At 46.2% G+C, this 14,621-nt stretch carries 12 protein-coding genes; 10 read left to right on the top strand and 2 right to left on the bottom strand.

Translation table 11 applies throughout. The annotated features are described in order from the left end of the window. Nucleotides 1-2: 2 nt before the first annotated feature. Together M1D94_RS03635 and M1D94_RS03640 are read left to right on the top strand one after the other, a co-directional pair. Nucleotides 3-1,169 carry a DegT/DnrJ/EryC1/StrS family aminotransferase gene (locus M1D94_RS03635; protein WP_283933790.1) on the top strand — a complete coding sequence of 389 codons (1,167 nt, stop codon included), beginning with the start codon at nucleotides 3-5 and terminating at the stop codon, nucleotides 1,167-1,169. Further along, on the top strand, nucleotides 1,148-2,116 hold the full coding sequence (locus M1D94_RS03640; protein WP_032726893.1) for a polysaccharide pyruvyl transferase family protein: 969 nt from the start codon (nucleotides 1,148-1,150) through the stop codon (nucleotides 2,114-2,116). Before M1D94_RS03635 ends, M1D94_RS03640 begins: the two co-directional genes overlap by 22 nt. Before the next feature lie 9 nt (nucleotides 2,117-2,125). On the opposite strand, the gene yvfG is transcribed toward M1D94_RS03640, so the two are convergent. Further along, entirely contained in the window at nucleotides 2,126-2,344 is a 219-nt protein-coding gene (gene yvfG, locus M1D94_RS03645) for a protein YvfG (protein ID WP_003219905.1), read from the bottom strand. 78 nt (nucleotides 2,345-2,422) lie between these two features. Between yvfG and rpoN the strand changes: the two genes are divergently transcribed. Next, entirely contained in the window at nucleotides 2,423-3,733 is a 1,311-nt protein-coding gene (gene rpoN / locus M1D94_RS03650; protein WP_326354278.1) for an RNA polymerase factor sigma-54, read from the top strand. Nucleotides 3,734-3,759: 26 nt separating this feature from the next. Here the strand turns inward: rpoN and lutP are convergent, their stop codons facing one another. Continuing rightward, the gene (gene lutP / locus M1D94_RS03655) at nucleotides 3,760-5,451 is read right to left on the bottom strand and encodes an L-lactate permease LutP (RefSeq protein ID WP_048654993.1); all 1,692 of its coding nucleotides are present in this window, start codon (nucleotides 5,449-5,451) and stop codon (nucleotides 3,760-3,762) included. A 227-nt stretch (nucleotides 5,452-5,678) separates the two neighbouring features. On the opposite strand from lutP, the gene lutR reads away from it, so the two are divergent. The 7 genes from lutR (at nucleotide 5,679) to ganB (ending at nucleotide 14,581) form a co-directional block, all read left to right on the top strand. Further along, complete coding sequence (gene lutR, locus M1D94_RS03660) at nucleotides 5,679-6,401, top strand: L-lactate utilization/bacilysin biosynthesis transcriptional regulator LutR (protein ID WP_021480640.1); 723 nt, start codon at nucleotides 5,679-5,681, stop codon at nucleotides 6,399-6,401. A gap of 179 nt (nucleotides 6,402-6,580) precedes the next feature. Further along, the gene (gene ganR, locus M1D94_RS03665; RefSeq protein ID WP_014480938.1) at nucleotides 6,581-7,579 is read left to right on the top strand and encodes a galactan degradation operon transcriptional regulator GanR; all 999 of its coding nucleotides are present in this window, start codon (nucleotides 6,581-6,583) and stop codon (nucleotides 7,577-7,579) included. Nucleotides 7,580-7,713: 134 nt separating this feature from the next. Continuing rightward, nucleotides 7,714-8,979, top strand: a complete 1,266-nt coding sequence (gene ganS, locus M1D94_RS03670; RefSeq protein WP_456270422.1) for an arabinogalactan oligomer ABC transporter substrate-binding protein GanS — start codon at nucleotides 7,714-7,716, stop codon at nucleotides 8,977-8,979. A 39-nt stretch (nucleotides 8,980-9,018) separates the two neighbouring features. Next, complete coding sequence (ganP, locus tag M1D94_RS03675; RefSeq protein ID WP_014480936.1) at nucleotides 9,019-10,275, top strand: arabinogalactan oligomer ABC transporter permease GanP; 1,257 nt, start codon at nucleotides 9,019-9,021, stop codon at nucleotides 10,273-10,275. Nucleotides 10,276-10,278: 3 nt separating this feature from the next. Further along, nucleotides 10,279-11,130, top strand: a complete 852-nt coding sequence (ganQ, locus tag M1D94_RS03680) for an arabinogalactan oligomer ABC transporter permease GanQ (protein ID WP_014478026.1) — start codon at nucleotides 10,279-10,281, stop codon at nucleotides 11,128-11,130. Between the two features lie 18 nt (nucleotides 11,131-11,148). Continuing rightward, nucleotides 11,149-13,212 carry a beta-galactosidase GanA gene (gene ganA, locus M1D94_RS03685; RefSeq protein ID WP_456270423.1) on the top strand — a complete coding sequence of 688 codons (2,064 nt, stop codon included), beginning with the start codon at nucleotides 11,149-11,151 and terminating at the stop codon, nucleotides 13,210-13,212. 79 nt (nucleotides 13,213-13,291) lie between these two features. Then, on the top strand, nucleotides 13,292-14,581 hold the full coding sequence (gene ganB, locus M1D94_RS03690; RefSeq protein ID WP_163136673.1) for an arabinogalactan endo-beta-1,4-galactanase: 1,290 nt from the start codon (nucleotides 13,292-13,294) through the stop codon (nucleotides 14,579-14,581). Nucleotides 14,582-14,621 lie beyond the last annotated feature (40 nt).

Below are 14,621 nucleotides of genomic sequence, written 5' to 3' on the forward strand. Positions count from 1 at the left end.
CTATGCATAAAAAAATCTACTTATCTCCCCCTCATATGAGCGGCAGGGAGCAGCACTATATTTCAGAAGCCTTTCGCTCAAACTGGATTGCGCCGCTTGGGCCGCTCGTGAATTCATTTGAAGAGCAGCTGGCAGAACGAGTCGGTGTAAAAGCAGCTGCTGCGGTCAGCTCAGGAACGGCGGCGATTCATCTCGCGCTGCGTTTGCTTGAGGTAAAAGAAGGTGACAGCGTGTTTTGCCAGTCCTTCACATTTGTAGCAACCGCCAATCCGATTCTATATGAAAAAGCGGTGCCCGTCTTTATTGATTCTGAGCCTGATACGTGGAATATGTCGCCGACAGCCCTTGAAAGAGCATTGGAGGAAGCGAAAAGAAACGGAACACTGCCAAAAGCGGTGATTGCCGTCAATCTATATGGGCAGAGTGCGAAAATGGATGAAATCGTAAGCCTGTGTGATGCATACGGAGTTCCTGTCATTGAGGACGCAGCCGAATCTCTCGGCACAGTCTATAAAGGGAAGCAAAGCGGAACTTTCGGGCGCTTCGGCATTTTTTCATTTAACGGGAACAAAATCATTACCACATCAGGGGGAGGGATGCTCGTTTCAAATGATGAAGCAGCAATGGAAAAAGCAAGATTTCTCGCTTCGCAGGCACGAGAGCCGGCTGTTCATTATCAACACAGTCAAATTGGACATAATTACAGGCTGAGCAATATCTTAGCCGGCGTCGGCATTGCCCAGCTTGAGGTGCTGGATGAGCGAGTGGAGAAAAGAAGGACCATTTTCACGAGATACAAAAATGCGCTCGGTCACATAGCCGGCGTCCGCTTTATGCCGGAGTACGCAGCAGGCGTATCCAATCGCTGGCTCACCACGCTCACACTTGATAACGGGCTCAGCCCATATGACGTAGTTCAATGTCTTGCTGAAGAAAACATTGAAGCCCGTCCGCTGTGGAAGCCGCTCCATACCCAGCAGCTATTCGATCCGGCTTTATTTTATTCTCATGAAGATACAGGAAGCGTATGCGAAGATTTGTTCAAGCGAGGAATCTGTCTCCCATCGGGGTCCAATATGACAGAAGATGAGCAAGACCGGGTCATTGAAGTGCTACTGCACTTATTCCAAACTGCCGAGGTGAAGAAATGGACAGCAAGCATTCGATGATCAGCCTGAAACAGAAACTGTCCGGGCTGCTCGACGTCATTCCGAAACAATCAGAGATTATATATGCTGACTATCCTCTATATGGGAATGTAGGGGATTTATTTATTATGAAAGGAACAGAAGCCTTCTTTAAAGAACACGGGATTCGGGTCAGAAAACGCTGGAATCCTGACAATTTTCCAGTCGGGCGAAAGCTGGATCCTAATCTCATCATCGTCTGCCAGGGAGGCGGAAACTTCGGGGATCTGTATCCGTATTATCAAGGCTTTAGAGAGAAAATCGTCCAAACCTATCCGAACCACAAAATTGTGATCCTGCCGCAATCGATTTATTTTCAAAACAAAGACAACCTCAAACGGACGGCAGAGATATTTTCTAAGCATGCGAACCTTCACATCATGACAAGGGAAAAAGCCTCCTATGCTACGGCACAGGCTTATTTTTCAAAAAATCACATTCAGCTTCTGCCTGATATGGCTCATCAGCTGTTTCCCGTCATTCCCACGCAGCAGCCGTCCAATCAAAAGCTGAGATTTATCCGAACAGATCATGAAGCAAACCAGGCGCTTCAGGAACACACAGAAGCGGAAAGCTACGACTGGCGCACGGTGCTGTCAGCTTCAGACCGCCGGACGATTGCTTTTCTCCAAACGCTGAACGTCCTGAATAAAAAAGCAGGCAACCCTTTGCCCATTGCGTATATATGGGGAAAATACTCGGATTATATCGTCCAAAAAGCCATTCGGTTTTTCAGCCGTTACGAATCGGTGGAAACGTCAAGGCTGCACGGACACATCTTGTCCTCTCTTCTTCAAAAAGAAAACACGGTCATTGATAATTCCTATGGGAAAAACGCCAATTACTTTCATACCTGGATGGAAGGAGTGCCAGGCACCCGGCTCATCCAGCACGCCTCAAAGAAGGAAAACCTTCCTGCTCACATGTGAGCGGAAGGTTTATTTTGATTCTCCACGTTTGACTTTGTTGTATGCTTCATCTAAATGCTGAATCCGTTTCAGGACAACTGCGTTTTTCGTCAGCTGGTCCTGCACTAGTGTTGAAACAACGGAACGGTAGTAGCTGTTCATCGCGTGGATTTTATCCTCAGACTGATTCATTTCAATATGCTGTTTTAAATTCTCAATAAAATAAGGGACGGAAAAAAGTTCAGACATTTCTTTGGCAGCTCCTTTTTCATAAATGTATACGGTGTGATCTCAATCATGTACAATGAAGAAAGGGGAGTGAGCATGATGGATATGAAACTTCAGCAAGTACAAGTATTAAAGCCTCAACTGACACAGGAGCTCAGGCAGGCCATCACACTGCTTGGCTATCATTCGGCAGAACTCGCCGAGTACATTGATGAGCTCTCACTGGAAAACCCTCTTATTGAACGAAAGGAAACAGACACACCGCCACTATCTTACCATAAAACAAACAAAAACAGGATGAATGCACAGGAAGCGGGCCTTCAATTAAGTGATCCGCAAAAAACATTGCAGGATGCGTTAAAACAGCAGTCACTCGATATGAATCTGACCAACACTGAAAAAAAGATTTTTAATTATCTGATTCATTCGCTTGATTCAAACGGGTACTTGGAAGAAGATGTGGAGGAGGCAGCACGGCGCCTATCTGTATCGGCTAAGGAAACGGAGGCTGTTTTGGCAAAACTCCAGTCATTAGAACCGGCTGGAATCGGTGCGAGATCTTTGCAGGAATGCATCCTTCTTCAATTACAGCGGCTGCCGAACAGAAATGAACAAGCAGAAATGCTGGTTTCAGCTCATTTTGATGCTTTTGCGCAAAAAAAATGGAAAGCGCTTTCAGTAGAGACAGGAATTCCGCTTCATACCATTCAAGATATCTCAGATGATATCGCGGCTCTTCATCCTAGACCTGGCCTTCTGTTTGCCCGGCCAGAGCAAGATGTGTATATTGAGCCTGACATTTTTATCACCGTAAAAAACGGGCACATCGCAGCGGAACTGAATACCCGCTCGTTTCCCGAGATCGATTTGCATCCGCAGTACAGAACGCTTTTATCATCCGGCTCTTGTCAGGATACTGTCTCCTATTTATCTGCGAAATATCAGGAGTGGCGCTGGCTGAGCCGCGCGCTGCGGCAGCGAAAACAGACAATCACGAGAATTATCAATGAACTGATCACACGCCAAAAGGATTTCTTTCTGAAAGGGCGAAGCGCAATGAAGCCGCTGACTCTCAGAGAGGTGGCGGACTGTCTAAGCCTTCATGAATCAACTGTGAGTCGGGCCATTAAAGGGAAAACAATACAAACGCCTTACGGGCTGTTTGAGATGAAACTCTTTTTCTCAGCAAAAGCCGAGGCTTCAGGTGATGGAGATGCGTCGAATTATGCAGTCAAAACGCATCTGGAAAACCTGATCAATCAAGAGGACAAAACAAAACCGCTTTCAGACCAAAAGCTTGTCGATTTGCTGTATGAACAACATGGCATCCAAATCTCGAGACGCACCGTGGCAAAATATCGCGACCAAATGAATATTCCGTCATCGGCAGCGAGAAAGCGATATAAATAAAATCCTCCCTAGACGGGAGGATTTTTTTAAGGAATCATCCAGCTGAATATGTGATGCTGCAAAAAGGTGATGATACAAACGAGCAGCAGCAAAAACAGACTGTGTTTAATGGTAAAGCGGAAAAGATCTGACTCCTTTCCGGCGAGTCCTACCGCGGCGCACGCCACCGCTATCGACTGCGGTGAAATCATTTTTCCTGTGACACCGCCTGAAGAGTTGGCGGCCACAGACAGAACGGGGTCCATGCCGACTGATAATGCGGTGACTTTCTGCAGGTTGCCGAACAGCAGGTTGGCGGAAGTATCCGAGCCGGTAATGAAGACGCCGAGCCAGCCGAGGACGGGCGAAAAGAAGGTAAACATCGAACCTGTCAGCGCGAGTGTCATCCCGAGTGTCGTGCTCATTCCCGAGGAGTTGGTGACATAGGCAAAACCAACGACAGAAGCGATGGTCAAAATCGGAAGCTTCAATTCCTGGACTGTTTCTTTAAAAACGGTTCCCCAGTCTTTCCACGAAATCGCCGTGATGAACTTTGACAGCACTGCGGCAATCAATATCGCGGTGCCGGCTGAACCAAGCACCTCAAGCTTGTAAACCGCCTCAATCGGCGTACCGTCAGCATTGACAATCTGATTGTTCAAAAAAGGCACACCGGGGGCAAAAGTCAGTTTTTCTCCAACAGCATTCAGCCACTTCAAGAACACCGCAGAGCCTTCATAATGCCCGGTTAGTGCAGATTTGACAGATGGAATGCCCCATACGGAAATCATCGCCGTCAGCAGCAGAAATGGCGACCAAGCCTTAAAAATCTGTCCGCCGCTGTACGCAGGCGCCGCCGGATTTGTGCGCGCCGTTTCAATTGAGGCGGCCGACTCTTGTTCACCGGCAAACCGGAATGTTGTTTTCGGCTTCCACCATTTCAAAAACACAGCAAGTGCAGCCATTGAAACAAGAGCTGACAAAACATCGGGCAGCTCAGGCCCTAAAAAATTGGAACTGAGATATTGAACAACAGCAAAGGAAACACCAGATACGAGAATCGCCGGCCAGATCTCCAAGGCTTTCCTGAACCCGCTCATGATGATGATTAAATAAAGAGGAATAAATACTGATAAAAACGGCAGCTGCCGCCCGACCATTTGCGAAATCTCCATCGCCGGAATCCCTGTCGGCCCTTCTACGGCTGTAATTGGAATCCCAATCGCCCCAAAGGCAACCGGCGCCGTATTGGCGATCAAACAGATCCCCGCAGCATAAAGAGGATTAAAGCCGAGACCGACCAGCAGCGCGGCAGAAATGGCGACCGGCGCTCCGAAGCCTGCTGCCCCTTCTAAAAAAGCCCCGAATGAAAAAGCGATCAAGAGAGCTTGAAGCCGTCGGTCATCAGTAATTGAGAGAACAGAGCTGCGAATGATATCAAACTGTCCCGTTTTCACAGTGATTTTATACAAAAAAACAGACGTCACAATGATCCAGCCGATCGGCAACAATCCGTATACGGCTCCTTGTGTCGCGGACATCAGCGCTTTTTCCGCCGGCATACGATAAACCAATACAGCAATGATAAGGGCGATCCCCAATGTGGCCAAGCCTGCTGTATACCCCTTCATCCGTTTAATCGCGAGTGCCCAAAAAAAGAAAATAATCGGTACAAGTGCGGCAAGCGCTGATAATAGCAAATTTCCCCCTATAGGCGTATATGCCTGTGTCCATTGCATCCCAAACCCCTCCTTGAAACATAAACTGGCGCCATATGTAAGCGGTTTCTATAGATGATATGATCATCTGATGACTGGGTAATAAGACCAGTTACCTAGCATTATATTTTGAAAAAAATCAAAGTACAAGACTTTTTGACAAAATAGTCAAAATCTTTTGGCGGCCCACAAAACAGAGTATAATAGATCGTAAACAGCCAGACCTACAAGTTACGGGGTGAATTGCATTGAAATACAAACAGATTAAAACAAAAAAAATATATGAAGAAGTAGCGGATGCCCTATTAGATATGATCAAAAACGGCGAATTGAAGCCGGGGGATAAACTGGACTCTGTTCAGGCGCTTGCTGAGAGCTTTCAAGTCAGCCGTTCAGCGGTTCGCGAAGCACTTTCTGCGCTAAAAGCGATGGGGCTTGTCGAAATGAAACAGGGAGAAGGCACGTATCTGAAGGAATTTGAGCTCAATCAAATCTCTCAGCCGCTCTCAGCGGCCCTTCTGATGAAAAAAGAGGACGTCAAGCAGCTGCTCGAGGTCAGAAAACTGCTTGAAATCGGCGTGGCTTCACTAGCGGCTGAAAAAAGGACAGAAGCAGATCTCGAAAGAATTCAGGATGCACTAAAGGAAATGGGCAGCATTGAAGCGGACGGGGAGCTGGGAGAGAAAGCAGACTTCGCATTTCATCTTGCGCTTGCGGACGCTTCTCAAAATGAACTTCTTAAACACTTGATGAATCACGTGTCATCATTGCTGCTGGAAACAATGAGGGAAACGAGGAAAATCTGGCTGTTTTCCAAGAAGACCTCCGTTCAGCGGCTGTATGAGGAGCACGAACGGATTTACAATGCTGTGGCTGCCGGGAACGGTGTACAGGCGGAAGCCGCCATGCTGGCGCATTTGACGAATGTGGAAGATGTGCTTTCGGGATATTTCGAGGAAAATGTGCAATAACCAACTCATTTCCCGGGCAATTCCGCCGGTTCCGAATGATACGAACAACTGAGACTGAGCCGCAAATGGTTCAGTCTTTTTACATGGAAGCCAGAGGGCTTTGTGCACTTGACATTTGTGAAAAATAAAGTAAAATATTTTACTAAAACAATCCGAGCTGAATAATGGAGGCAGATACAATGGCGACAATTAAAGATATCGCGCAGGAAGCGGGATTTTCAATCTCAACCGTTTCCCGCGTTTTAAATAACGATGAAAGCCTTTCTGTTCCTGATGAGACACGGGAGAAAATCTATGAAGCGGCGGAGAAGCTCAATTACCGCAAAAAAACAGTAAGGCCGCTAGTGAAACATATTGCGTTTTTATATTGGCTGACAGATAAAGAAGAATTAGAAGATGTCTATTTTAAAACGATGAGATTAGAAGTAGAGAAACTGGCGAAAGCATTCAATGTCGATATGACCACTTATAAAATAGCGGATGGAATCGAGAGCATTCCTGAACATACGGAAGGGTTTATTGCCGTTGGCACATTTTCAGATGAAGAGCTGGCTTTCCTCAGAAATCTCACTGAAAATGGCGTGTTCATCGATTCAACTCCTGATCCCGATCATTTTGACTCGGTAAGGCCCGATTTGGCACAAATGACAAGGAAGACGGTAAACATCCTGACTGAGAAGGGGCATAAGAGCATCGGTTTTATCGGCGGCACATACAAAAATCCGAATACCAATCAGGATGAAATGGACATCCGTGAACAAACCTTCAGATCCTATATGAGGGAAAAAGCCATGCTGGACGAGCGCTATATTTTTTGTCATCGCGGATTCTCTGTAGAAAACGGCTACCGCCTGATGTCAGCAGCGATCGACACATTAGGCGATCAGCTTCCGACTGCTTTTATGATTGCAGCGGACCCGATTGCAGTGGGCTGCCTGCAAGCCCTGAACGAAAAAGGAATTGCCATACCAAACAGGGTAAGCATTGTGAGTATCAACAACATCAGCTTCGCGAAGTATGTCTCGCCTCCTCTGACGACGTTTCATATTGATATACATGAATTATGTAAAAATGCTGTTCAATTACTGCTTGAACAAGTGCAGGACAAGAGAAGAACGGTAAAAACATTATATGTGGGCGCAGAATTAATCGTCAGGAAGAGTATGAATGAAGGATGACTTAGGACACTAAGTCATTTTTTATTTGGGTAAAAAAATTTACTATAAGAGGTAAATAGTTTGTTTACACATTTTCTTAGGCGTGCTATATTATCTTTAAAGCGCTTTCATTCCTACCGAAAGGGTGACAATCAATGAAAATGGCAAAAAAGTGTTCCGTATTCATGCTCTGCGCAGCTGTCAGTTTATCCTTGGCGGCTTGCGGCCCAAAGGAAAGCAGCAGCGCCAAATCGAGTTCAAAAGGGTCAGAGCTTGTTGTATGGGAGGATAAAGAAAAGAGCATCGGCATTAAAGACGCCGTTGCTGCGTTTGAAAAAGAGCATGATGTGAAGGTCAAAGTCGTTGAAAAACCGTATGCCAAGCAGATTGAAGATTTGCGAATGGACGGACCGGCCGGCACAGGCCCTGACGTGTTAACAATGCCAGGGGACCAAATCGGAACCGCTGTCACGGAAGGATTACTCAAGGAATTACATGTCAAAAAAGACGTTCAATCACTTTATACTGACGCTTCCATTCAGTCTCAAATGGTAGATCAAAAGCTTTATGGACTGCCAAAAGCGGTCGAAACGACTGTCCTTTTTTACAACAAAGATCTCATCTCCGAAAAGGAATTGCCCAAAACGCTGGAAGAGTGGTACGACTATTCCAAAAAGACTGCTAATGGCAGCAAATTTGGCTTTTTAGCCCTATTTGATCAAATTTATTATGCAGAAAGTGTGATGAGCGGATATGGCGGATACATTTTTGGAAAGGCCAAAGATGGGAGCTATAACCCGTCAGACATTGGAATCAATAATGAAGGAGCTGTCAAAGGTGCGGCGCTGATTCAGAAGTTTTACAAAGATGGCCTGTTCCCGGCTGGCATTATTGGAGAACAAGGGATTAACGTATTGGAGTCGCTGTTCACAGAAGGAAAAGCCGCCGCAATTATCTCTGGGCCATGGAATGTAGAAGCTTTTTCGAAAGCAGGAATCAATTATGGCATTACGAAACTGCCGAAGCTGGAAAATGGGAAAAACATGAGCTCCTTTATCGGCGTCAAAAGCTACAACGTTAGTGCATTTTCAAAGAATGAAGAGCTGGCGCAAGAATTAGCCGTTTTTCTGGCAAATGAAAAAAATTCTAAAACACGATTTGAAGAAACGAAAGAAGTTCCTGCTGTGAAATCCCTAGCCAATGACCCGGCTATTATGAAAAGCGAGGCGGCACGGGCTGTTACTGAACAATCCCGTTTCTCAGAGCCAACACCAAATATTCCGGAAATGAATGAAATATGGACGCCGGCTGATTCAGCATTACAGACGGTTGCAACAGGGAAGGCAGATCCGAAACAAGCATTGGATCAAGCAGCTGAAACGGCCAAAGGACAAATTAAGGCAAAGCACAGCGGAAAATAAAGAGAAAGCTAGATTTGTATTGTAAGAGAGGTGAAAACGGTGCAGCATCGTCAAGTCGCTTTGTTGCTTTCTATCATTCCGGGACTCGGGCAATTTTATAACAAGCAATGGATAAAAGGTATTGTCTTTCTTTTCTTAGGCGCATCGTTTTTTGCGGTCTTTGGAGATCTGCTCAATATGGGGTTTTGGGGAATCTTTACACTGGGAACAGAAGTGCCGCGGGATAATTCCGTTTTTCTGCTGGCGGAAGGGATTATTGCTGTCATCGTGACCTGCTTTGGCCTTGCGGTGTATTATGTAAATCTTCGCGATGCGTTCCAAAGCGGAAAACAGCGTGATGAAAATAAGCCATTAAGTTCCTTAAAGGAACAATACCAGCATATCATTTCTGAGGGCTATCCTTATGTCGTCAGCGGCCCATCTTTGTTTATTTTAATTTTCGCCGTGATCTTTCCTATCTTATTCAGCTTTGCATTAGCGTTTACAAACTATGATTTGTATCATTCTCCTCCTGCAAAATTAATTGATTGGGTCGGTTTTCAAACGTTCGCAAATATTTTCACAGTTGATATTTGGAGGTCGACTTTTTTTGATGTACTGGCTTGGACGGTGGTTTGGACACTTGCTGCATCCACACTGCAAGTCACCTTGGGGATTTTTCTCGCGATCATTGTTAACCAGAAAGACCTTCGGTTTAAACGTTTTTTTCGGACGATTCTGATTTTGCCATGGGCCGTTCCCGGTTTTGTGACGATTTTAATTTTTGCGGGACTGTTTAATGATAGCTTCGGTGCGATGAATCACGACATCTTGGCTTTCTTCGGGATAGATCCGCTTCCGTGGATGACAGATGCCAATTGGTCGAGGCTTGCATTGATTCTCATGCAGGGCTGGCTCGGATTTCCGTACATCTTTCTCGTCTCAACAGGCGTATTGCAATCCATCCCGGACGATCTGTATGAAGCAGCTACGATTGATGGCGCTTCTGTCTTTTCAAAGCTGAGATACATCACGCTTCCGATGGTGTTCATTGCAATGGCTCCGATTATCATTACCCAGTTTACGTTTAATTTTAATAACTTTAATATTATCTATCTATTCAATGGCGGAGGTCCGGCTGTAACCGGATCAACAGCCGGCGGGACAGATATCCTCGTTTCATGGATTTATAAATTGACAATGCAGTCAAGCCAATATTCACTTGCTGCGGCTTTAACCATTTTATTATCTGTATTTGTTATCTCCATCGCATTGTGGCAATTCAGACAGACAAAGTCTTTTAAAGAGGGGGCATAAGGTATGCTGGCAGATATGAAAGTCAGAAAATATATCCGTCTCCTTTTCTCTTACTTGTTGCTAGCCTTTATGGCGGTCATCATTGTTTATCCTCTCCTTTGGACGGCAGGCGCAAGCTTTAATCCCGGCAACAGCTTAATCAGTACATCCATCATTCCGAAGCATCCGACATTCGATCATTACAAGGAATTATTTGCGGGCAAGGAAAGCCTTCAATATGTGCAGTGGTATGTCAACTCTATGAAGATCAGCCTGTTTACAATGGCAGGGTCTTTGCTCTGTGTGACGTTTACGGCCTATGCGTTTTCGCGCTTTCGCTTCAAAGGCAGGAAATACGCTTTAACGCTCTTTTTATTGCTGCAGATGATTCCTCAGTTTTCAGCTTTAATTGCCTTGTTTGTGCTGGCGCAAATCTTGGGAATGATCAATAGCCACTGGCTGCTAATCTTGCTTTATATCGGCGGCCTGATCCCGATGAATACGTATTTGATGAAAGGGTACATGGATTCCATTCCGATGGATTTAGACGAAAGCGCCAAGATTGACGGAGCCAGCAGCACCAGAATCTTCTTCCAGATCATTCTGCCATTATCAAAACCGATGGCGGCAGTCGTGGCCATGAACGGCTTTACCGGTCCGCTCGGAGATTTTGTGCTGTCCTCAACCATATTGAGAACGCCTGAATCATATACATTGCCCGTCGGTCTATTCAATTTAGTGAATGATGTCATGGGGGCCAGCTATACGACATTTGCGGCCGGAGCCCTGCTTATCAGCATACCGGTTGCCGTCATCTTTATTATGCTGCAAAAGAATTTTGTGTCCGGATTAACCGCAGGCGGAACGAAGGGCTAAGAGAATAAGGAGGAGAATGTGATGTCAAAGCTTGAAAAAACGCACGTAACAGAAGCGAAATTTATGCTCCATGGGGGAGACTACAACCCCGATCAGTGGCTGGATCGGCCCGATATTTTAGCTGACGATATCAAACTGATGAAGCTTTCTCATACGAATACGTTTTCTGTCGGCATTTTTGCATGGAGCGCACTTGAGCCGGAGGAGGGCGTATATCAATTTGAATGGCTGGATGATATTTTTGAGCGGATTCACAGTATAGACGGCCGGGTCATATTAGCAACGCCGAGCGGAGCCCGTCCGGCCTGGCTGTCGCAAACCTATCCGGAAGTTTTGCGCGTCAATGCTTCCCGCGTCAAACAGCTGCACGGCGGAAGGCACAACCACTGCCTCACATCTAAAGTCTACCGAGAAAAAACACGGCACATCAACCGCTTATTAGCAGAACGATACGGACATCACCCGGCGCTGTTAATGTGGCACATTTCAAACGAATACGGGGGAGATTGCCACTGTGATTTATGCCAGCATGCTTTCCGGGAGTGGCTGAAATCGAAATATGACAACAGCCTCAAGACGTTGAACCATGCGTGGTGGACTCCTTTTTGGAGCCATACGTTCAATGACTGGTCACAAATTGAAAGCCCTTCGCCGATCGGTGAAAATGGCTTGCATGGCCTGAATTTAGATTGGCGCCGGTTCGTCACCGATCAAACGATTTCGTTTTATAAAAATGAAATCATTCCGCTGAAAGAATTGACGCCTGATATCCCTATCACAACGAATTTTATGGCTGACACACCGGATTTGATCCCGTATCAGGGCCTCGACTACAGCAAATTTGCAAAGCATGTCGATGTCATCAGCTGGGACGCTTATCCTGTCTGGCACAATGACTGGGAAAGCACAGCTGATTTGGCGATGAAGGTCGGCTTTATCAATGATCTGTACCGAAGCTTGAAGCAGCAGCCCTTCTTATTAATGGAGTGTACGCCAAGCGCGGTCAATTGGCATAACGTCAACAAGGCAAAGCGCCCGGGCATGAATCTGCTGTCGTCCATGCAAATGATTGCCCACGGTTCGGACAGCGTTCTCTATTTCCAATACCGCAAATCACGCGGGTCATCAGAAAAATTACACGGAGCGGTTGTGGATCATGACAATAGCCCGAAGAACCGCGTCTTTCAAGAAGTGGCCAAGGTAGGCGAGACATTGGAACGGCTGTCCGAAGTTGTCGGAACGAAGAGGCCGGCTCAAACCGCGATTTTATATGACTGGGAAAATCATTGGGCGCTCGAGGATGCTCAGGGGTTTGCGAAGGCGACAAAACGTTATCCGCAAACGCTTCAGCAGCATTACCGCACATTCTGGGAACACGATATCCCTGTCGACGTCATCACGAAAGAACAAGACTTTTCACCATATAAACTGCTGATCGTCCCGATGCTGTATTTAATCAGCGAGGACACCATTTCCCGTTTAAAAGCGTTTACGGCTGATGGCGGCACCTTAGTCATGACGTATATCAGCGGGGTTGTGAATGAGCATGACTTAACATACACAGGCGGATGGCATCCGGATCTTCAAGCTATATTTGGAGTTGAGCCTCTTGAAACGGACACCCTGTATCCGAAGGATCGAAACGCTGTCAGCTACCGCAGCCAAATATATGAAATGAAGGATTATGCAACCGTGATTGATGTAAAGACAGCTTCAGTGGAAGCGGTGTATCAAGAAGATTTTTATGCGCGCACGCCAGCGGTCACAAGCCATGAGTATCAGCAGGGCAAGGCGTATTTTATCGGCGCGCGTTTGGAGGATCAATTTCAGCGTGATTTCTATGAGGGTCTGATCACAGACCTGTCTCTTTCTCCAGTTTTTCCGGTTCGGCACGGAAAAGGCGTCTCCGTACAAGCGAGGCAGGATCAGGACAATGATTATATTTTTGTCATGAATTTCACGGAAGAAAAACAGCTGGTCACGTTTGATCAGAGTGTGAAGGACATAATGACAGGAGACATATTGTCAGGCGACCTGACGATGGAAAAGTATGAAGTGAGAATTGTCGTAAACACACATTAGGCTGATGCTCCGCTCGATATGGGCGGATTCTTTTTTCTATAGAGTGAAAACGCTTACTAAGTCTTGGGGGGATGAAATCATGAAAAGCAAAGTGAAAATGTTCTTTGCGGCTGCCATCGTGTGGAGTGCATGTAGTTCAACAGGATATGCCGCTGCCATTGAGAAGGAGAAGCACGTGTCAGAGCTTCGGACAGAGGATCTTTTTGTTAAAAAAGTAGAGGGGATGAACAAGGACTTTATCAAAGGGGCAGATGTATCCAGCGTTATTGCTTTGGAAAACAGCGGTGTCACCTTTTACAATACAAGCGGAAAACGCCAGGATATCTTTACAACTTTAAAACAGGCTGGGGTCAACTATGTTCGCGTCCGCATCTGGAATCACCCGTATGATTCAAATGGCAACGGGTATGGCGGGGGAAACAATGATGTTCAAAAAGCCATCGAAATCGGAAAAAGAGCGACAGCGAACGGAATGAAGGTGCTGGCCGACTTTCACTACTCTGATTTCTGGGCCGATCCAGCGAAACAAAAGGTGCCCAAAGCCTGGGCGAATCTCAGCTTTGAAGCAAAAAAAGCAAAGCTCTATGAGTATACGAAACAAAGCCTGCAAAAGATGATCAAGGAAGGCGTTGACATCGGCATGGTTCAGGTCGGAAATGAAACAACAGGAGGATTTGCCGGTGAGACTGATTGGACGAAGATGTGCCAATTATTTAATGAAGGAAGCCGAGCGGTCAGGGAGACAAATTCAAATATTTTGGTCGCCCTGCATTTTACCAATCCTGAAACGGCTGGAAGGTATTCATTTATTGCGGAAACACTCAGCAAAAACAAAGTGGATTATGATGTGTTTGCGAGCTCCTATTATCCTTTCTGGCATGGCACATTACAAAATTTGACCTCCGTGCTGAAGGCTGTTGCCAATACGTACGGCAAAAAAGTCATGGTGGCGGAGACATCGTACACCTATACCGCTGAGGATGGCGATGGGCATGGAAATACAGCACCAAAAAGCGGGCAGACGTTGCCATATCCAATTTCTGTTCAAGGCCAGGCAACTGCAGTAAGAGATGTAATGGAGGCAGTGGCGAATACGGGCAAAGCAGGACTTGGTGTTTTCTACTGGGAGCCGGCGTGGATTCCAGTCGGGCCGAAGACACAGATAGAGAAAAACAAAGTGTTATGGGAAACATACGGGTCAGGGTGGGCGTCCAGCTATGCTGCTGAATACGACCCTGAAGACGCCGGGAAGTGGTATGGGGGAAGTGCTGTAGATAATCAAGCTTTATTTGATTTTAATGGACACCCGCTGCCTTCCTTGCAGGTGTTTCAATATGCGGAGTCAGGACATATTCCAAAGAAACGCTGAAACAAAAAAATCCATGAGATGTAACAAATCATTGTTATGT

The organism is Bacillus sp. JZ109, assembly GCF_053903135.1.

Coding starts and splice junctions, on each gene's coding strand:
- M1D94_RS03640 (WP_032726893.1), top strand. CDS start 1,148: ATGGACAGCAAGCATTCGATGATCAGCCTGAAACAGAAACTGTCCGGG.
- ganQ (WP_014478026.1), top strand. CDS start 10,279: ATGCTGGCAGATATGAAAGTCAGAAAATATATCCGTCTCCTTTTCTCT.
- lutP (WP_048654993.1), bottom strand. CDS start 5,451: ATGCAATGGACACAGGCATATACGCCTATAGGGGGAAATTTGCTATTA.
- ganB (WP_163136673.1), top strand. CDS start 13,292: ATGAAAAGCAAAGTGAAAATGTTCTTTGCGGCTGCCATCGTGTGGAGT.
- M1D94_RS03635 (WP_283933790.1), top strand. CDS start 3: ATGCATAAAAAAATCTACTTATCTCCCCCTCATATGAGCGGCAGGGAG.
- rpoN (WP_326354278.1), top strand. CDS start 2,423: ATGGATATGAAACTTCAGCAAGTACAAGTATTAAAGCCTCAACTGACA.
- yvfG (WP_003219905.1), bottom strand. CDS start 2,344: ATGTCTGAACTTTTTTCCGTCCCTTATTTTATTGAGAATTTAAAACAG.
- ganS (WP_456270422.1), top strand. CDS start 7,714: ATGAAAATGGCAAAAAAGTGTTCCGTATTCATGCTCTGCGCAGCTGTC.
- ganR (WP_014480938.1), top strand. CDS start 6,581: ATGGCGACAATTAAAGATATCGCGCAGGAAGCGGGATTTTCAATCTCA.